The 17,933-nt window shown below is 45.2% G+C and carries 19 protein-coding genes and 1 pseudogene; 11 read left to right on the top strand and 9 right to left on the bottom strand.

Annotated elements, in window-relative coordinates; genetic code table 11:
* The first annotated feature begins 254 nt into the window (after window positions 1-254).
* Window positions 255-1,589: a TrkH family potassium uptake protein gene (locus tag RIG66_RS01325; protein WP_446374479.1), complete on the top strand. Its 1,335-nt coding sequence runs from the start codon at window positions 255-257 to the stop codon at window positions 1,587-1,589.
* Between the two features lie 61 nt (window positions 1,590-1,650).
* Window positions 1,651-2,346 (top strand): potassium channel family protein, encoded by a 696-nt coding sequence (locus RIG66_RS01320; protein WP_446374477.1) that lies wholly within the window; start codon window positions 1,651-1,653, stop codon window positions 2,344-2,346.
* 255 nt (window positions 2,347-2,601) lie between these two features.
* Here the strand turns inward: RIG66_RS01320 and RIG66_RS01315 are convergent, their stop codons facing one another.
* Together RIG66_RS01315 and RIG66_RS01310 are read right to left on the bottom strand one after the other, a co-directional pair.
* Complete coding sequence (locus RIG66_RS01315; RefSeq protein ID WP_446374475.1) at window positions 2,602-3,333, bottom strand: HAD family hydrolase; 732 nt, start codon at window positions 3,331-3,333, stop codon at window positions 2,602-2,604.
* A 271-nt stretch (window positions 3,334-3,604) separates the two neighbouring features.
* A complete protein-coding gene (locus RIG66_RS01310) occupies window positions 3,605-4,183 on the bottom strand; it encodes a CAP domain-containing protein (RefSeq protein WP_446374473.1) in 579 nt (192 codons plus the stop codon).
* A 146-nt stretch (window positions 4,184-4,329) separates the two neighbouring features.
* Between RIG66_RS01310 and dnaG the strand changes: the two genes are divergently transcribed.
* Entirely contained in the window at window positions 4,330-6,297 is a 1,968-nt protein-coding gene (dnaG, locus tag RIG66_RS01305) for a DNA primase (protein ID WP_446374471.1), read from the top strand.
* 214 nt (window positions 6,298-6,511) lie between these two features.
* Here the strand turns inward: dnaG and RIG66_RS01300 are convergent, their stop codons facing one another.
* Window positions 6,512-7,009 carry a pentapeptide repeat-containing protein gene (locus tag RIG66_RS01300; protein ID WP_446374469.1) on the bottom strand — a complete coding sequence of 166 codons (498 nt, stop codon included), beginning with the start codon at window positions 7,007-7,009 and terminating at the stop codon, window positions 6,512-6,514.
* Between the two features lie 88 nt (window positions 7,010-7,097).
* Here RIG66_RS01300 and RIG66_RS01295 point away from each other — a divergent pair, with 88 nt between their 5' ends.
* Entirely contained in the window at window positions 7,098-7,631 is a 534-nt protein-coding gene (locus RIG66_RS01295; protein ID WP_446374467.1) for a YraN family protein, read from the top strand.
* Between the two features lie 119 nt (window positions 7,632-7,750).
* On the opposite strand, the gene map is transcribed toward RIG66_RS01295, so the two are convergent.
* Together map and RIG66_RS01285 are read right to left on the bottom strand one after the other, a co-directional pair.
* Window positions 7,751-8,539 carry a type I methionyl aminopeptidase gene (map, locus tag RIG66_RS01290; RefSeq protein ID WP_446374465.1) on the bottom strand — a complete coding sequence of 263 codons (789 nt, stop codon included), beginning with the start codon at window positions 8,537-8,539 and terminating at the stop codon, window positions 7,751-7,753.
* Window positions 8,540-8,601: 62 nt separating this feature from the next.
* Window positions 8,602-8,787, bottom strand: a complete 186-nt coding sequence (locus RIG66_RS01285; RefSeq protein ID WP_446374463.1) for a hypothetical protein — start codon at window positions 8,785-8,787, stop codon at window positions 8,602-8,604.
* Window positions 8,788-9,391: 604 nt separating this feature from the next.
* Between RIG66_RS01285 and RIG66_RS01280 the strand changes: the two genes are divergently transcribed.
* Entirely contained in the window at window positions 9,392-9,895 is a 504-nt protein-coding gene (locus tag RIG66_RS01280) for a hypothetical protein (protein ID WP_446374461.1), read from the top strand.
* A 128-nt stretch (window positions 9,896-10,023) separates the two neighbouring features.
* On the opposite strand, the gene RIG66_RS01275 is transcribed toward RIG66_RS01280, so the two are convergent.
* Window positions 10,024-11,865: an AAA-like domain-containing protein gene (locus RIG66_RS01275; protein WP_446374459.1), complete on the bottom strand. Its 1,842-nt coding sequence runs from the start codon at window positions 11,863-11,865 to the stop codon at window positions 10,024-10,026.
* Between the two features lie 228 nt (window positions 11,866-12,093).
* On the opposite strand from RIG66_RS01275, the gene RIG66_RS01270 reads away from it, so the two are divergent.
* Window positions 12,094-12,807, top strand: a complete 714-nt coding sequence (locus tag RIG66_RS01270) for a DUF4388 domain-containing protein (protein ID WP_446374457.1) — start codon at window positions 12,094-12,096, stop codon at window positions 12,805-12,807.
* 38 nt (window positions 12,808-12,845) lie between these two features.
* On the opposite strand, the gene RIG66_RS01265 is transcribed toward RIG66_RS01270, so the two are convergent.
* Window positions 12,846-13,187 carry a winged helix-turn-helix transcriptional regulator gene (locus tag RIG66_RS01265; protein WP_446374455.1) on the bottom strand — a complete coding sequence of 114 codons (342 nt, stop codon included), beginning with the start codon at window positions 13,185-13,187 and terminating at the stop codon, window positions 12,846-12,848.
* A 285-nt stretch (window positions 13,188-13,472) separates the two neighbouring features.
* On the opposite strand from RIG66_RS01265, the gene RIG66_RS01260 reads away from it, so the two are divergent.
* The 4 genes from RIG66_RS01260 to RIG66_RS01245 all read left to right on the top strand — a co-directional run bounded on the left by RIG66_RS01260 (window position 13,473) and on the right by RIG66_RS01245 (window position 15,647).
* A complete protein-coding gene (locus RIG66_RS01260) occupies window positions 13,473-14,171 on the top strand; it encodes a pirin family protein (RefSeq protein WP_446374453.1) in 699 nt (232 codons plus the stop codon).
* A gap of 413 nt (window positions 14,172-14,584) precedes the next feature.
* On the top strand, window positions 14,585-14,725 hold the full coding sequence (locus tag RIG66_RS01255) for a hypothetical protein (RefSeq protein ID WP_446374452.1): 141 nt from the start codon (window positions 14,585-14,587) through the stop codon (window positions 14,723-14,725).
* A gap of 134 nt (window positions 14,726-14,859) precedes the next feature.
* Window positions 14,860-15,072, top strand: a complete 213-nt coding sequence (locus RIG66_RS01250) for a hypothetical protein (protein WP_446374450.1) — start codon at window positions 14,860-14,862, stop codon at window positions 15,070-15,072.
* Window positions 15,073-15,119: 47 nt separating this feature from the next.
* Window positions 15,120-15,647: a calcium-binding protein gene (locus RIG66_RS01245; protein ID WP_446374448.1), complete on the top strand. Its 528-nt coding sequence runs from the start codon at window positions 15,120-15,122 to the stop codon at window positions 15,645-15,647.
* A gap of 191 nt (window positions 15,648-15,838) precedes the next feature.
* Here the strand turns inward: RIG66_RS01245 and RIG66_RS01240 are convergent, their stop codons facing one another.
* Complete coding sequence (locus RIG66_RS01240; RefSeq protein WP_446374446.1) at window positions 15,839-16,738, bottom strand: phosphodiester glycosidase family protein; 900 nt, start codon at window positions 16,736-16,738, stop codon at window positions 15,839-15,841.
* A 255-nt stretch (window positions 16,739-16,993) separates the two neighbouring features.
* Between RIG66_RS01240 and RIG66_RS01235 the strand changes: the two genes are divergently transcribed.
* Window positions 16,994-17,560: a DUF6544 family protein gene (locus RIG66_RS01235; protein WP_446374444.1), complete on the top strand. Its 567-nt coding sequence runs from the start codon at window positions 16,994-16,996 to the stop codon at window positions 17,558-17,560.
* On the opposite strand, the pseudogene RIG66_RS01230 reads toward RIG66_RS01235, so the two are convergent.
* Window positions 17,480-17,788 (bottom strand): annotated as a pseudogene (locus tag RIG66_RS01230) (IS630 family transposase); the annotation flags it as partial. The gene RIG66_RS01235 and the pseudogene RIG66_RS01230 overlap by 81 nt on opposite strands.
* Window positions 17,789-17,933 lie beyond the last annotated feature (145 nt).

Here is a 17,933-nt window from a genome sequence, read left to right as displayed (position 1 = left end):
AATGGTGGTAGGTGTGAGGTTTTTTCGCCTCCAACAGACAATTCCATCCTGACACCCGACACCCGACACCCGACACCCGACACCCGACACCCTTGCTCAACCGAGCTTTCACCTTAAGTTGACACCAATGGTTTAGGGACTAATATTGAATGTTATCCCTAGCTTGGCTGCAAAACCCGCCCGACCAAATGACAAATGACAAATGACAAATGACAAATGACAAATGACAAATGACAAATGACAAATGACGACTTATGACTATCCCGCGCACAATTTGCCTCGGATTCCTAGCCATGGTTACTGTAGGCACATTTCTCCTAATTTTACCGTTCTCTACTCAGGATGGAACGTGGACTGATCCAATTACCGCCTTATTTACCGCCACCTCTGCTGTCTGTGTCACGGGTTTAGCTGTCGTCGATACGGGCAGTTATTTTTCCGGTGTCGGTCAGTTTTTTGTCCTTGCCTTATTCCAGCTTGGGGGATTAGGCTATATGACAACCACGACCTTTATGTTACTCTTAGTGCGTCGGAAGTTTAACTTGCGCCATAAAATAGCCATTCAACAAGCGTTTGATCGTCCAGGCTTAGAAAAAAGTTCGTTTGTCATTCGCTCAATTATTGCCACAGCATTAATTTTTGAATTAACCGGGTTTTTCCTGTTGTTACTCGTATTTGTTCCCGATCAAGGTTGGAATCAAGGCTTGTGGTTATCTATTTTTCACAGTATTAGCGCTTGGAATAATGCTGGATTTAGTTTGTTTTCCGATAGTTTAATGGGCTATCAGTCCTCTGTTTGGTTACTTGTGATTATTTCAGGACTGATTGTATTGGGAGGAATTGGTCAACCTGTGATTTTTGAACTGTATCTCTGGTTACGCGATCACTTTCGGTATAAACACGAAAAACTAACCTTTTCGCTGAATTTTAAAGTGGTAACCAGTACAACACTATTCCTGTTAATCTTAGGCACAATTGCCTTCTTCTTTGTCGAAGTCAATAACCCCGACATCTTAGGAAATTTGAGTTTTCGGGATAAACTCTTAAACGCCTGGTTTCAGTCGGTGACAACTAGAACGGCAGGATTTAACACCATTGATATCGGTAAAATGACAGCAGCGGGTTTATTTATGACAATTGCTTTTATGTTTATTGGTGCCAGTCCCGGCGGTACTGGGGGCGGTATGAAAACGACAACGTTTCGGGTGTTGGCAAGTTGTACAAAGGCGATTTTACAAGGAAAAGAGGAAGTTTATCTGTACAGACGTCAGGTTCCGCTCAACCTAATCTTAAAAGCCACGGCGGTTCTGGTTGGTTCTGTCACCACTGTAATTATTTTGACTATTTTAATCGCGATTACTGATCCCCAGGTTCCGTTTATTCAACTCCTCTTTGAAGTGGTATCGGCTTTCGCGACGGTGGGACTTTCAACGGGTATTACCGCCAGTCTCTCGGCGTTGGGAAAACTGATTTTAGTGGCAACCATGTTTATCGGACGGGTAGGAATCATAGCATTTATGGCAACCCTTCTCGGCGATCCGCATCCTAGCCACATTCGTTATCCGGAAGAAAATCTACTCGTAGGATAATGCTAATCTAATGGGTATAGGGTTATGATTGATAGTATTTCATTGAGGAAAGGACAAGGGTGTGAGTTGGTCATCTGTAGGGTTCTGGCGGAATCTGCATCGCGAAAATAAGCAATTTGCTGTCATTGGTTTAGGGCGTTTTGGTCGAGGCGTTTGCTCGTCCTTACACCATCTGGGACATGAAGTTTTAGGAACGGATATTAATGAAAAACTGGTTAGTCAAGTCTTGACCGACCAAATCGCCGCCCATGCGATTCAACTCGATTCTACCGATCCCAAAGCCTTGAAAGAGGCGGGAATTTTTGAGTTTGATACGGTGATTATTGCGATTGGCAACTATTTACAGGAAAGTATTATTACCACGCTGAATATTAAGGAAGCGGGTGTCCAATATGTGGTGGCTAAAGCGTCTTCAGAAGTTCATGGTAAATTGTTAGAACGGGTTGGCGCGGATCGGGTGATTTATCCAGAATATGAAGCGGGTTGTGCTTTGGCGCGATCGCTGACTCAGCCTTCTATTTTAGATCGCTTTGAGTTAGACCCGAATCACAGTATTGTCGAGATATCAGTTCCTGAAGAGTTTAATGGCAAAACCGTGATGGAACTGCAACTGCGGAATCGCTATGGCTTAAACTTGTTGGCAGTTGGTCAAGATGATCAGTTTGAGATTAATCCCGCCCCCACAACTCGTCTGTTTAAAGGGTTTGCCATGGTGGTAATTGGTTCCAATCGAGATATTGAGCGTTTGCCTATTTAAGTAGGGAACAGGGAACAGGGAACAGGGAACAGGGAACAGGGAACAGGGAACAGGGAACCGAGAAGAGGTACTGTAGGGGCAGGTTTCACTATTATCCTTTCTTCTCTCACCTAAATGGAATGCCAAGAGTTTGTAGTAAGCGCTTTAGCGCTTCTGGCACTAAAGTGCCTACTACGAACCCAGCTTAAGTCAGTAACATTCCACCTAAATGTGACTAAACCCGCCCCGATTCCCCTATCTTTCATCATTAATAATTCATAACACCTGAATTTCATCCAATTGTGCGATCGCGACATCTGCATCTGGGAAATTAATCGATGTTCCCCAGCTAATTCCAATACAACCCGCCGCACCCGCACGACTTGCCATCGCCATGTCTCCGGCTGAATCTCCCACCATCAGCGTTGCACTCGCAGAAACGCCCAAACGTTCACAGGCTTGCAGAAATAACGCCGGATCAGGTTTACTAAGGTCTGTATCAACCCCTTGTTGTAATTGAATATAAGGCTCTAACTGGTGACGTTTGACAAAGGCTTGCACTCCTGCTGTTGAAGCCGCCGAAAGAATTCCCAATTTTAAACCCGCTTCAGACAGGGATTTGAGGACATCTAAACTCCCAGCAAATAACGGAGAAGTTCCCGCAGCATCCTTGAGATATCGCTCTGCTTCGACAAAGGCATTACGGGCAATCTCCAGAGATTCTAACCAACCGCGCCCCGTTTCGGCAATATAAGCCGCTGCTGCGATTTCACTTTCCCGACGGCTACCCACCGCCATCAATCCTGTCGGATCAAGGGTATCATCCTGAATGCCAAACGCCATCAGCAAGGGTTCACCCACACCAGGAATTTGAGCATCAATCAAGCGCGATCGCTTATGCGCCAATTCTCGCAAAAAGGCTTGTGAATCTTCTAACGTCCCATCTTTATCAAAAATGATCGCTTCTATATTCGGGAATGTCATCTCCCGACAGCGAATAGTTACCAAGGGTTACACTCCTAGAACACGGCACATCAGCTATCAGAGATTATCTTCCCATGTTGCTGATGATTCGTACAGGAGTGCAGGGGACACAGGTGTAGGGGCGGGTTTTACTGATAACATTTTGCTACAAACCAATAACGTGACTAAACCCGCCCTTGGGAAAACAGGTAGAAATTGTTTTGTTACAAAATCCGGGGTCATGCATTTAAAGTAGGGGCGCACAGACGTGCGCCCTTTTAAGTAGGTTGGTGGAAATAAAATCAACCCTTCTGCCTTATGCCGTCTTGTACCCCCCAGCATAAGTAATGACACACATATTTTGATACTGAATATGATAGCCAAAGGCTACACCTGCAACTTGAAACGCGGAATTAAAGATATTGTTTCGATGCCCGCGATCGCGAACCCCATCATCGATAATTAATTGCATAATAATGTCATCCGCCCGCGCCACACCATAAGTAATATTTTCACCCGCTGTGATCTGCCAACGTCCATACCGATTCAGACGGATAAAAGGAGTGCTGTTATCGCCACCAATATGTCCGATATTGCCCGTTTCTCCTTGATCACGAACATGATCCCTCGCCGCTTGCGACATCCCCAGCGATAGCTTTAACGGCGATAAAGGACGAGTGGATTGGAGAAAATCAATCGCCTCATCAACCGCATTGACACCTTCAATGGTACGTAAAAATACCTGTTGAGAAAGTTTGACCTGGTTCCCCGAAAACCGCTGTTTCCAGTTATCTAAAAGCGGAATATAAGACCTGGGCTGAGTTCGCACTTTATTCATTTCCTCAATCACTCTCAATTCCAATGGCGAGAGAATAATTGTCTGTGCTGAATTCATGATTGATCCTTGGGTGTGGGATATCACATAATTACAATAGACGTATTGGGTTCTGGAAAAACGGCTCACGGAAGCTACCCTATCCCTGCTGTCGCCCAGAACCTTGATATGTACTCGCCTATTACCAATTTCTCAGGAACAACGCTGTGCAAATTCCTCGGCTGCACCCAGACACCATCGCCCAAGTCAAAGAACGAGTAGACATTGTTGATATCGTCTCGGAGCAAGTTGTGCTGCGAAAGCGGGGTAAAGACTATGTGGGCTTGTGTCCCTTCCATGGCGAAAAGACACCCAGTTTTACCGTCAGTCCCAACAAACAAATGTACTACTGCTTCGGCTGCGGTACGGGTGGAACTGCGATTAAATTCCTCATGGAAGCGGGAAAACAGTCCTTCAGTGAGGTGGTTCTGGACTTAGCTCGGCGCTATCAAATCCGAGTGAAAACCCTGGAACCTGAACAACGTCAGGAGTTACAGCGTCAGCTATCCTTACAGGAGCAACTGTATGAGATTTTGGCACTCGCCGCCTCATTTTATCAGCACGCACTCCGACAACCCCAAGGACAGCAAGCGCTGGAGTATTTACAATCGCAGCGACATCTGGGTGAGGAAACCCTACAACAGTTTCAGTTAGGCTATGCACCAGCGACGTGGGAAACGCTGTACCGTTATCTGGTGGAACAAAAAGGCAAACCCGTACAACTGGTTAAAGATGCGGGATTAATTTTGCCCCGTAAATCAGGAGACGGCTATTATGATCGGTTTCGCGATCGCATCATGATTCCGATTCATGATCGTCAAGGGCGAGTGATTGGGTTTGGCGGGAGAGCATTGGGTGATGAACTTCCCAAATATCTCAATTCCCCGGAAACGCCGCTATTTAATAAAGGGAAAACCTTATATGCCTTAGACAAAGCCTATAACGCGATTGGGGATAAGGATCAAGCCGTAGTTGTCGAAGGCTATTTTGATGCGATCGCGCTGCATCGGGTAGGGATTCACAACGTCGTCGCCTCCTTGGGTACAGCCTTAAGTTTGGATCAAATGCGCCTACTGCTGCGTTACACCGAATCCAACCAAATCATCCTCAACTTTGACGCCGACAAAGCCGGAACCACAGCCACCGAACGTGCGATCGGAGAAATTGCCGACTTAGCCTACAAAGGACAAGTACAACTGCGGATACTCAACCTCCCTGATGGTAAAGACGCCGACGAATTCCTCACCCATACCCCCGATGGGGCAGAACAATACCAACAGCTACTCCAAAACGCGCCCTTATGGTTACATTGGCAGATTGATCAACTCATAATCGGAAAAGATCTCAAGCAAGCCCCCCAATTTAAACAAGTTGCACAGAAAATTGTCAAATTGCTGTACAAATTAGAGGACGTTAACCAGCAAAGCTATTACATCAACTACTGTGCCGAAAAGCTGAGTCTGGGAGAAACCCAAATGATTCCTCGACTCGTCCAAGCGTTACAGACGCAACTGAATACATTACGCATCACTCCAATTAAGAAAGATGATAAGTCCAATCTAAAGCAGCAAAACTTACCCATTTCGATTGACTTATCCATTAGCCAAGAACACAGTCTACTCGAAGAAGCGGAAGCCTTACTCTTACGAATTTATCTACATCGTCCCGAATATCGCCAGACGATTATCGACATCTTAGATGCAAAGGATTTGTTGTTTAGTCTTTCTCCTCACCGATTTTTATGGCAGCAAATCTTAGACGTGCAATCTGTCGCGCAATCTATCCTATTACAGCACCCTGAAAAGCTAATTTCCCTATTACAAGATCGGAGTATCCAGTTTCCAGAGGAAATGGTTCTGGTGGAACATTTATTCCACTTAAATGAAAAGCGTAGTCAAGATCTTACTCGTACTCCCTTAGCCATTCGCACCGCCGCTGCTTGTTTAGAAGTCGTGACCTGGAACAAACACAAGCGATATTGTCTAGAACAATGGCAAAAGCTAAATTTCGCTACTGACCCGAAACGTAAGGAATACTATTCTCAAGGAATTCGGGAAGCCTATAAACGCTTGCAAGAGTTACAAAAAATGCGTCAAACTAATATCTTAGACATCCATAAATTTGCCCCCATATAGTTAGGGATTGCTGAATAAGTTGTGGTTGTGGGTGGAGCTGGGGAAGCAACGTAGAGACGCGCTATGGCGCGTCTGGAAGCAGGGGGAGCAATGGTACATTTTTTCTGATTCCAATCGCCACAAACACCGAATTGGATGAATTAACCTTACCCCCAGAATCCGTAGGGGCGCAAAGCTTTGCGCCCAATTTAATGGTAAGCTCTAGTCTTAACAGTTAAAAACAGAATAAAGTATCGCGAGTTTGGCGACCTGTGGTGGGGTTTGTACCTGTAGCCATTTGACACAATTTTTCTTCGGCTTTGGGATCAAGAAAAGCGTCCGTAAAATCAGCTCCCTCAATTGTCGCACCATCAAAGTCAGCATTGAAAGCGTAGGCACTTTCAAGCACAGCATTTTTCAAATTAGCACCATTCAAACGCGCTTTATCTAATGTTGAGTAACTGAGATTTGCCCCTTCCAAATTCGCCAATTTCAGATTTGCCCCAAAAAAACTAACGCCCTGCAAATCCGCATGGCTAAAATTACTTTCCCGCAAATCGGCTTGGTTAAAACTGGCATCAGTCAGCACGCGATCGGAAAAATCTGAATTAACCAAATATTCTTTGTTATAATCCACAGCCAAAGCCGGGGCAGCGTGAAGCATCGCTAGGGTAAAAGGGCTAGCGATAAAAATTAAGAAGCTAGCTATCCCAACTAAAATAAATCTGAACATAATTGGTGAAATCTGTAGATGTTTCTGAGCAATTATATAAAATGACATAAACAAATGACATAAACAAATGACGAATGACGAATGACAAATGACAACTAACAAAGGACAACTAGGAGAACAACTCGTTGCCACCTGGTTACAAGCCCAAGGTTGGACTATTTTACATCACCGATGGCACTGTCGCTGGGGAGAAATCGACCTGATTGCCTATCGGGATGGAGAAGTCAAGGAAAATCCTGTCTCCAATCTGGATATAAACCCCCAATTTCAGCCCCCTACCCCCTTGCCAGCAAACGCGGAGTCACCTATCTTAGCCTTTGTCGAGGTGAAAACTCGCAGTCGAGGGAATTGGGATGCTGATGGTCAATTGGCGATTACATCCTCTAAGCAAGCCAAAATTTGGCGAACAGCCGAACTATTTTTAGCAGAAAATCCTACTTTAAGTGATCTTCCTTGTCGGTTTGATGTCGCCCTTGTTCGCTACCACCGTATCTGCCAAAACTCATGCCAGGATAATACTAAGAACCTGTTGCCGACGTCAGCCCTTCAAGTCGGTGAACCATTCATTCTGGAAGGATGTGAGCTTATCCTACAAAACTATATCGAATCCGCTTTCTGTTGACGAAGGACAGGTTTTGTTGCAGCGAACTTCGAGTTCCCTCCCCTTGTCAAGGGGAGGGTTAGGGAGGGGTCAAGTAATTGGTGATTAGGGAGTAGGAAATTCTCCCCCATCCCAATGCATCACGCCGATTTCATCGTTGTCATCGGTTCGGGTAACGTTAGAATCTCTACCCCATCTGACGTAACTGCTATAGTATGCTCAAACTGAGCCGAAAGCTTACGATCCTTTGTCAGCGCTGTCCATTTATCCGCCATAATTTCCACTTCCCACGTTCCTTCATTAATCATGGGTTCAATGGTGAACACCATCCCGGAGCGCAGACGCTTTCCTTTACCACGAGTACCATAGTGAGGTACCTGGGGAGCCGTATGAAAGATTCGATTAACGCCGTGTCCAACAAAATCCCGCACCACAGAAAAACCATTAGCTTCCGCGTATTCCTGAATAGCCGCCCCAATATCACCAATACGGTTTCCGGGTTTCACGGCGGCGATTCCCCGCATCATACATTCGTAGGTAACTTCAACCAGTTTTTTGGCGGTGGGTGAAGGTGTACCGACAAAGAAGGTTCGAGACGTATCCCCATGAAATCCATCCACAATCGGGGTTACATCAATATTGATAATGTCCCCATCTTGCAGAATTTGTTTAGCATTGGGGATACCGTGACAGACGACTTCATTAATACTGGTACAAATTGACTTAGGAAAGTCATGATAACCGAGGGGAGCGCTTTTTGCTCCATGTTCCTGAGTCCAGCGCTCGGCTTCATCATTGAGTTCCAAGGTACTGACTCCTGGCTGAATCATGGGTTCAATGTGATCCAGGAGCTTGGCGGCTAAACGTCCAGCTTGACGCATTTTCTCGATTTCTCGGCTCGATAGGAGAACGATTCTTTCTGGTGCCATGACTATTTATGCGGTTATTTCCCTAATCAACGAGGGTGTATCTATGTGAGTCTTTCTTCACTTTACTGCGAACTCTTGCCTCTTCCGTAGCTACGTCTGGAACATTGCTCCCCTGCTCCCCCTGCTCCCCCTGCTCCCCCTGCTCCCCCTGCTTCCCCTGCTTCCCCTGCTCTCCCTGCTCTCCCTGCTCCCCCTGCTCCCCCTGCTCCCCCTGCTCCCCCTGCTTCCCCCGCTCCCAGACGCGCCATGGCACGTCTCCACATTGCTCCCCTTCTGCCGTCTTCATCAACTCTTTACATGAGAATTCAGAAATTTCCCAATTCTTTAGTGAAGTGTGGCTTAAAATAATAAATAGGTCGTTATACTCATTCAAATCAATCAAAATGACAATCTGGGTAAATGTCGGAGAATGCTCAAACTAAGCCAAATTAGCTTTATAAAAAAGTTAATTTTATTCTCAATACTACTATCAGTAATTTCTCGTCATTTGCCATTCATCCTGATCTAAAGTTACAGTGTTTCTGAATTCATTTTCTCTGATAGTGTGGGGGAATGCTCGGCTAAGATACATTTAAATTAACTATTGCCTGTTCTCTGTATCCCTTTACTCAAATTTGGTTAGGTCGTTTAAATTCACAGGCATTTAGTAACATCAACAGTCTCCTACTATATCTGTTGAATAAAGATTAAATACCAATCAATTTCTAAAGTTTAATTTGTCGCTTTGGATGCAAAATCGAGTAGACTCAAGGTCTGCTCTGGTTAACAACGTCACAATTTCAACAAAATATTATTTCCTTAAATATCTACCCCTAATCATCAGAGATAATAGCCCGGTTTTTTTGAGGTGCCATGACAGAGCTAGCCCTAATCCGCAAACCCATTATTCAACCCACTGAAATCCTGAGTCAGTTACAGACAGGACAACTTCTCAGGGTGAATAGTACTCGTGGTAATGCATTAATCATAATGCACCGTCATCATGCAGAACTGGCGGGTTCTGGTGCTGCCGTTGGTGGGCTTTTTGATGCGGATTGTACGCGGGTTGTTCCCATTGGTACGCTTTCGTTAGTCTATCCTGAATCACGGTACGAACGCCAGAAAGCGTATCAATTACGGCAGCGCTGGATCTTGTTTACCCAACATGCCATGACCACTTATGTGCCGCTACACCGTGCCAAAATCTTATTACGTTTACTCTATAAATATTTCGACGCCCAGCTTATTGATGAACTCTCTGATGACGTGATTGCTCAGTTAGTTGGAGTTTTGCCAAAAACAATTAGTATAGTTCGTCGATCGCGAATGTCACCGACTCAACAGAAACCCCAGACGAGGAAATGCGTAGCGGTTTGACTCAATGAACAGTAATTAGGTTACTAGCTTCCTTGAGTTTAGTTAGTTAGTATGAATGCCACTGAATTAAGGCTGGTGGGCATTGCCCACCCTACGGTATATCAAAGGTTTTGGCGCTACCAAAATGCTTATTTTAGTTGGTAAAGGGCAATTGGTTGTTCACTGTCCTCAAATTGCAACTGTCCCATCGGTTGCGGTGGCTGGGGTAAATGGTTCGCGATCGCCTCATAAACGCTATGAGATATAAAAATCCCGCCAGGAGGGGCTTCTGCGGTGAGATGGTGGGCAATTTTGACGCCGGGTCCACTCACGCCCGTGTAACAAAAAATAACATCTTCCCAGTGAATGCCAATCCGATAACAGAGTCCTGAATTTGAGTCCCGTTGAACGGCGGATTGAAGTGTTAATTGAATCTCTTGGGCAAAGTTAACCGCCTGTAGGCAACTGGGAAACACAATTAACATTCCTTGGTCAATGGATTTGATAATTTTTCCGTCAAATTCTTGAGCAAGCTGGACAAACAATTGTAGGTCTTTGTAGAGTTGGTTAAACGTCGGTTCCGGATGAGCCAGCAGGTTAGCGGTTAAGTTGACCCCCTCAATCACCACCATGCTAGCTTGGCGGGTTTCGGGGGAGAATTTTAAGCCGAGGGGTTTGAGGCGATCGCGAAAATATTGGTGATACAATTGACACCGCAGCCTAACCTTGCCTTGATCTACCTGCACCAGTCCCAGATTCTGCAAGCGACGAGTAAGAATTGGCTCGAATTCTACAGGCGTTGATGAATTGAGCACTTGAATCAAAGCATTCATTAGTCCTGAATCATGGTGGAGATGCCATAAGCACTGGTGCAAATGCTCCCGATAAATGTCTGCTTCTGCGGTAACGGTTGCTAAGAATTGATCAATGGAAATATTTTCTGTTTTAATCGCATTTAAAGTTAGCTGAATCAGAGAAGGATGACCCCCTAAAAACTGATATAATTGCTTGACCTGTTGGGGATGCCAATTGAATCCATGGCGAATCAATAAATCTTGGACTTGTTCCTCGGTTAATTCAGACAACTGAATCGATAATTCTGCTGTAAAGTCAATGGAATTCACCCCAGGCATGGCGTAAATTTCAGTTGAATTCGCAATCACAAGGCGCAAGTTTTGCCACATCTGGCTACACCTATCCCCATAGCTAGCTTTTTCACCCCAGCTTTGCAGTAACCTAAAAAATTCTTGAGCAATCTCTGGATAGTTCAATAGTAGATCAGCGTTGTCTAAGGCTAAAACCAAAGGATTATCAAGTTTCGGTAAGAGATAAGTTTCAAAATAATACGTACTGTTAGCATTTCCGCCATAGATATCATCCCAATAGGTTGGCACTTGATGCGGTAAATCTAAGCCCCGTGTCACTACCGCACAGAACCATTGCAGGAATCGATTTAAATTACAGACTATCGAAGACTCTGCCAGTTGCAGGTTTAAAAGGATTGTATAAAAGCCTTCCGCCCTAGCCTGCTGCAAGATTCGCGTCATCAGAGAGGTTTTACCCATTTGCTTGGGGGCAACAATTTGGATGGAACTTCCTGGTTTCACCAAGGTTTCGTGACACAGGGATTCAATGGGTAGACGTTCGATATAAAAGGGAGAATTGAGAGGGACTGGACTTTTGAGCGGAACTTGCTCATAATCAGATAATTTGCTGTCTGCTTTGGTATAATCATTAGGATTAAGCGTCAGATCAAAGGCGCTGAAATAGGACATCAAGGTTTTGCGATCGACAGGTATTGTGCGCCGTCGTACTTTGATCAGGGTGTTTGGGCTTAAATGGGTACGTTCGCTTAATTGTTCCAGGGTGTAAGGTTTTCCCCGATTATCTTGAAAGGCTAACTTGCGCTGCGCGGCATTTAGGCGCTGCCAACCTTGAACGGAAAGAATAACTCCCCGTTGACGTTTGGGAGGCTGATATTTTGGTGACATTCAGATTAAGATGCGGTTAAGAGCCAGAATTTGTTCAAACTGTTCATTCTAAACTAAAACCGTGAAAAAACTGTGAACGCTTTGCCTGAACTAGCCGACTTTGCCATCAACATCACCCAGTCAGTGGTTAAGTTGTGAACTTAACTTGTGATCTTGCGTTGTATTATTTGAGGACTAAGGGCAAACTGCAAGAAACAACTTGATAGGGCAAATGCCTTAGTAATTACAATGATGGGTATTATCGGTACTTTAAGCGACGTATCATTACCAGAGATTTTTCAGTTACTTGAAAAGGGCAAAAGGACGGGGCTGTTGACAGTTCATACTTTGGCACCAGCCACCGGAACTTACTACTTATGGGTTAAACAAGGTCACATTGTCGCGGCAGCAAATCGCCATGATGGACAAGGTTTAATCTCCCTGATTAGCAAATGTAAATTAGTGAGCGATCGCGTGTTATCTAAACTGGTTCAATGGTGTTGTCCCGTTAATCAGCCATTAGGCGTCTGTTTAAAACAACAAGGTGTTTTAACACGCTTAAACTTAGAACAACTGTTTCAAATTCAACTGTTGCAGCAATTGTCTGTGCTGTTTCAACTGCAAGATGGTTCTTTTCGATTTGATTCCCTGGCGGTAATTCCTACTCAAGAAATGACTGGGTTAAGTATTCCGGCGACAGAAGCCACTTTAATGGGATTGCGCGTTTTACCCAATTGGGATAACTTGGCAGCTAAATTACCTGATCCGAATCAGAATTTACTCAATACAATTGCGGGTTATCCGTCCTATCGACTAGATACATTAGAATGGCAAATTTGGCAGTATAGTAAAGACGCTGTATCGCTTCATGCCATTGCACAAAATCTCAAGTTTCCGGTAGAACAGGTGCAACATATTGCCTTTAGGTTAATTAGTATGGGGTTAGCTGAAGCCATCCCTTAAACCTCGTTTGTCGTTTGTCATTTGTCATTTGTCATTTGTCATTTGTCTTGTGTAAGGGTCAAATGTTTTATCCCCCATTCATGCATCGCTTCAAGAATCGGTTGAAGACTCTCACCTAATGGTGTTAAAGAATACTCAACCTTTGGCGGAACTTGCAGATAAACCTCCCGATGAACAATACCATCCGCTTCCAGTTCTCGTAACTGTTGCGTCAGCATTTTCTGGGTAATACCATGTAAAGCCCGATGTAACTGACCAAAACGCTTCACCTCTGCCAATAATTCCCGCAGAATCAAGACTTTCCAGCGACCGCCAATAACCTCTAATGTCCGTTCTACCGGACAATTGGCACGTTCCTGATCAGCGCGTTTGGTTGCCATAGTATCGTTTTGGTAACTAGCTTACTTTAAAGTGCATACTTCCCATAATAGCGGTATGGGTTTTATAGTTGAACTATCAGGACTTACACAGCCACACCATATATATTGGTTAAGGTGCGTTACGCTACGCTAACACACCCTACTAGCGTGGCACACCTAATTTGATAGATTAGCTTGGGTTCGTAGTAAGGGCTTTAGCCCTATATTTTGTTGGGATGCTCCCTATGAATACCTAACCCAGTCCGATGGTTATAGGGATAACAAAGGACAAAGGACGAATGACAAATGATTAAACTTCGCAAATCTCAAGACAGAGGACATGCTAATTACGGTTGGTTAGACACCTATCACACCTTTTCATTTGCTAACTATTACGATGCAAACGCGATGGGATTTCGTAGCCTGCGCGTGATTAATCAGGATCGGGTTAGTCCGGGTGCAGGATTCGGTACTCACGGACATCGGGACATGGAAATTATTACTTATGTTTTAGATGGGGCGCTAGAACATAAAGATAGTATGGGAAATGGTTCTGTGATTTATCCCGGTGATGTACAACGGATGAGTGCGGGAACAGGGATTCGTCATAGTGAATTTAATCATTCACAAACGGAATCGGTTCACTTGTTGCAGATTTGGATTTTGCCCGATAAAAATGGACATCATCCTAGCTATGAACAGCATAACTTTGGCATCGCCAAGAATGCCGGACAATTCCATTTAATTGCTTCAGGTGATGGCAGAGAAAACTCCCTGACGATTCATCAAGATGTAAACGTATATGCAGCAGTCTTGACAAAGCGCGATCGCATCACTCATTCTCTGGCACCTCAACGCTATGGCTGGCTACAGGTAGCGCGAGGTACGGTTACGGTGAACGGGTTAGCCTTAGAGTCAGGAGACGGTGCGGCTTTGAGTGAGGAAACAGATGTGGCAATAGCGGCAACAACCGATGCTGAAATTTTACTCTTCGATTTGGCATAATCTGGGTTCATTTTCCACATCTTCACGCCCCAACCACAACACAATTACCTGTTTCCACTGCTATTCAAATATGCAGTAAGCTGTCATGCATTTAAATTGGGAATGGGTAGCGAGCAAGATGCTCGCACTACCATCCTTTCGCCATTATTGACATTAAGGTTTAAATGCCGAACAGCTTAAGAGACAAAATTACCTGAACGCGAATTGGTTGCAGGTGCTGTCGCTGTGGATGAGTAGCTGGAGGTTGTAACTCGAGGGTGGTAGCATGCAGGGTCAGGTGAGCTTGACGGGCAAGGCGTTCTGGATGGCGTCTGAGTTCTAGGGTGAGCTGACCACAAGGGTGAACGCAAGCGAATGGCTTGCTGAAGACGCTCAATATGTTGGTGCTCTTGAGTTGGTTTGACTGAGCGGTTATGCTGAGCACGAATGAGAAACTCACTCTTGGGGCGGCGTGGCTGCATAAACAACTCGTAGATGTCGGCTTCTCGATCTGCCACAGTGACGACGGCAATTTCTGGTGGAATCATAGTCTGAGTAGCATAATCGGCAGTTAACCAACGCTGGCTCTCTTTGTCAGTGATCGGCTTTTTGTGTCGTTGCTGTTTCTTACCCAAAAGTGCCATATCTCTAGCCCAGACTTGTTGATGTAATACACCCAAATGTAATGGACTAGCGCTCTAGTACGTGAGTGGGAACTGTTTGGGTGCGATCGCACTCTGGCACGCGATCGCACTCTGACTGGAAAAACAGTATGCTCAAAGCAGCAAGCAGCTCTACAATATCAAGATTGAGTGTGGTGAGTGACAAGCTTCTACCAGAATCTCCCGATCACTCTGAACCCTTTGCACAAAAAACAACGCCCCAAGCCCGATGGTTGGATACAGCCCTATTTATTTTTTAAGCTATATTAAGCATTGCTCCCCAACCCAGACCAACTAAGGTCTTTCGGTGAGTGGAGCAGGAGATATCAATGGGGATGGCATTGATGACTTGATTATCGGTGCCCGTTCTGCTGACCCCAACGGTAACTCGAGTGCAGGAGAAACTTATGTGGTCTTTGGTAACAGCGAAGGTTTCAATGCTTCACTTGAGCTATCTGAACTCAACGGTAGCAATGGCTTTGTCATCAACGGCATTGATGTGCGTGACTACTCAGGTGTTTCAGTGAGTGGAGCCGGAGATATCAATGGAGATGGCGTTGATGACTTGATTATCGGTGCATACAGTGCTGAACCCAACGGTAACTTTTTAGCAGGAGAAACTTATGTGGTGTTTGGCAGTATCCGCTCAGGAATCAATGGCACCCCCAATAACGATACTTTAGTTGGCACCCAAGGGAGCGATCGCATTAACGGATTTGACGGTAATGACACCATCGCAGGCAACCTGGGAAATGATACCATCTTCGGCGGTGACGGGGATGATGTCTTACGCGGCGACTTGAACAAGCGTTCCCCCCAAGGGGCGGCTGAATAAGTGTTGTAGTGGGGAGAGGGAATAGGGAATAGGCAACATTCTTACATAAACACGTTTTAACCCAAAGGTTTGAGGAGAGGGCGACCCGATAAAATTAAATGGACGGGTGGTGTTAATTAGGCTAAGCGGGTCGCCCCTACAGGGATCTGACAGGCGATCGCTCTTTTTAAAACGATATATTTTTTAATCCTTCAAACCCTGAATAACTGGGGAACAACAGGTCGTTCTCCTTGTTGAAACTTCTGCCAAGTCTCACGTAAGAATGTGGGTGCAGGATGATGGGAATCATACACAACGATCGCGTTCGTGAGTGTCCGTTTTGGATTCACCAAAATCCTCCCCCTGTTGTATAATGCGCTAGATGCACCGCCATCTAGATTCATCGCCTCACTACAACCAATTGCCCGCATTACCTTCGCTTCTCGCCATAGGGGTAACGGTGCTAGAAACGTGACTAAGACTAATTTTTTGCCACTAGCTGGAAACCCGATCGCACAGCGATGCGCCACACCCATAACACGCGGATCAGTAAACCCTTCACTACGCGGCGCTAACCAGACTTTTCCCTTTCTCAGCAGTCTTGGACCCCCAGTCAGCGAAAACCAATGTTGACCCCAATCTGGTTTTCCATCCACTCGCGCTGTCACTAATTCGGGTTTATTTCCTACCCGCAATCCCAGCGTCGTGCCATAATTTTCCCAGGGACTGTATTTGATAAACGTCCCGGCTGATACCATATTTCCCATCAGCCGTTTTGGGTCTTTTTTGCTAAAAAATGTGCCACTGGCGACGACAGCCGCGTGATAGCGACGAACCATATTACCAAACGATTCTTCACCAATCGCCCCTTGATGATTTCCCAGAGTGGAATTATTGGCTAAACCAATGGCGATAAATGTATCGGGGTTCGTCAGATCAATATGAGTTTGATAGAGGGGAACTCCCAGAATCGTACTGCGGCGAAGACTGACAGACTCGGCGGCGACTGGGGACACAAGTCCTAATCCTTGGGCTAAAGCCGCACCACCCAGGACTAGAAATGAACGTCGAGTGAATTTTCGCTGAGGACTGGATAAATGTTGACGTGACATCGGTACAATTTCAATAGGACTAGCCGTTATAAACGCCAACCTGATTGGCTGGGTTTATGACTCGGTGGATTGCAACCTGGTGATTTGCGATGGGGAATAGTGATTAGGGAAGCGGGACGATTTGTGTAGTATAAAATGAGGGCTTTCCCTTCCTTGAGCAACCTGATGAATCGGTTTGCTTCGCTGACAATAAATACTGGATTATAACGATTTAATCCGGACAATTGTTTTTAAGAATCGGGGTTGGAGGTAACTATGAGTCAAGCGGTTTCCCTAGAGGAGTTGTGGGAGTCAACGCCACCCAGCGAGTCGGTTTTTCAAGCTGATCAATTGGTGGGGCTTCCTGAGGCGGTAGAACGCTATCTGAACCATGCGATCGCGCCAGGAACAAAATTAGCCTCTGCGGTGCGACTGCGGATGCATGGTGAAATTAAACTGCGGGGTTGGCTTCCTTTCACCGCCGAACAAGTCATCTGTTGGCGTCGAGGTTTTATCTGGCGGGCGGCGGTACGGATGAATGGCTTACCTGTGTGGGGTTCTGATCGGATGGTGGATGGCGTTGGCGGGATGCGGTGGAAACTGTTAGGGCTGTTTCCGGTGATGACAGCTTCGGGTGCAGATATTACGCGATCAACTGTGGGTCGAATGTTGGCAGAATTGATTTGGTTACCGTCTGTTCTGTGCCAACGTGATGTATTGTGGACGACGCCGGATGCAGTTCATGCCCATGCTATAGCAATCCTAAATAGATTGTGGCAATTTTCCATACTGAAATATTTTTGGAAAATCGAATATTTGACCATCAGCAAAAAACTTAAATAACCACTTAACTATTTTAAAAGAGCTGCAAAGATGATAAAATTGTCTAATGAAAGTTTTAACTTGCAACCAAATATCTTCGACTGGATTTTGTTCGGGAGCGTTCGGAGCAAATTTCGTACAACTTATCAACCAGTCTTCCTCTGATAAATCTTGATTAATTGTCTTTAAGTATTCTCGAAACTGCTTAGAATCATGGTAAGTTGCACCATCCCAAAATATCGATAATTTTTTTTGGGTCTTCCGTACTTAGTGTGCTAAACTGTTAACATACTGTACCTAAAATCCAGAGTAGTAATTGTGAAAAGAGAAATGACAAAGCTCCTCAACTTACCAGGAGTCATGGTTGAAAAAATCCAAGAGACAGAAGGAACAT

This window comes from Coleofasciculus sp. E2-BRE-01 (assembly GCF_040221695.1).
Classification (GTDB): domain Bacteria; phylum Cyanobacteriota; class Cyanobacteriia; order Cyanobacteriales; family Coleofasciculaceae; genus Coleofasciculus.
The sequence above is the reverse complement of the archived record's forward strand: the minus strand, read 5'-3'. Positions and strand labels throughout refer to the sequence as shown.

What these genes read in the sequence shown, in the direction of transcription:
- RIG66_RS01300 (WP_446374469.1), bottom strand. Translation starts at nt 7,009, where the DNA reads ATGTTCAGATTTATTTTAGTTGGGATAGCTAGCTTCTTAATTTTTATC.
- map (WP_446374465.1), bottom strand. Translation starts at nt 8,539, where the DNA reads ATGGCACCAGAAAGAATCGTTCTCCTATCGAGCCGAGAAATCGAGAAA.
- RIG66_RS01275 (WP_446374459.1), bottom strand. Translation starts at nt 11,865, where the DNA reads ATGTCACCAAAATATCAGCCTCCCAAACGTCAACGGGGAGTTATTCTT.
- RIG66_RS01325 (WP_446374479.1), top strand. Translation starts at nt 255, where the DNA reads ATGACTATCCCGCGCACAATTTGCCTCGGATTCCTAGCCATGGTTACT.
- RIG66_RS01280 (WP_446374461.1), top strand. Translation starts at nt 9,392, where the DNA reads ATGACAGAGCTAGCCCTAATCCGCAAACCCATTATTCAACCCACTGAA.
- RIG66_RS01265 (WP_446374455.1), bottom strand. Translation starts at nt 13,187, where the DNA reads ATGGCAACCAAACGCGCTGATCAGGAACGTGCCAATTGTCCGGTAGAA.
- RIG66_RS01285 (WP_446374463.1), bottom strand. Translation starts at nt 8,787, where the DNA reads ATGGCGCGTCTGGGAGCGGGGGAAGCAGGGGGAGCAGGGGGAGCAGGG.
- RIG66_RS01270 (WP_446374457.1), top strand. Translation starts at nt 12,094, where the DNA reads ATGATGGGTATTATCGGTACTTTAAGCGACGTATCATTACCAGAGATT.
- RIG66_RS01310 (WP_446374473.1), bottom strand. Translation starts at nt 4,183, where the DNA reads ATGAATTCAGCACAGACAATTATTCTCTCGCCATTGGAATTGAGAGTG.
- RIG66_RS01260 (WP_446374453.1), top strand. Translation starts at nt 13,473, where the DNA reads ATGATTAAACTTCGCAAATCTCAAGACAGAGGACATGCTAATTACGGT.
- RIG66_RS01240 (WP_446374446.1), bottom strand. Translation starts at nt 16,738, where the DNA reads ATGTCACGTCAACATTTATCCAGTCCTCAGCGAAAATTCACTCGACGT.
- RIG66_RS01255 (WP_446374452.1), top strand. Translation starts at nt 14,585, where the DNA reads ATGCTGAGCACGAATGAGAAACTCACTCTTGGGGCGGCGTGGCTGCAT.
- RIG66_RS01295 (WP_446374467.1), top strand. Translation starts at nt 7,098, where the DNA reads ATGACAACTAACAAAGGACAACTAGGAGAACAACTCGTTGCCACCTGG.
- RIG66_RS01235 (WP_446374444.1), top strand. Translation starts at nt 16,994, where the DNA reads ATGAGTCAAGCGGTTTCCCTAGAGGAGTTGTGGGAGTCAACGCCACCC.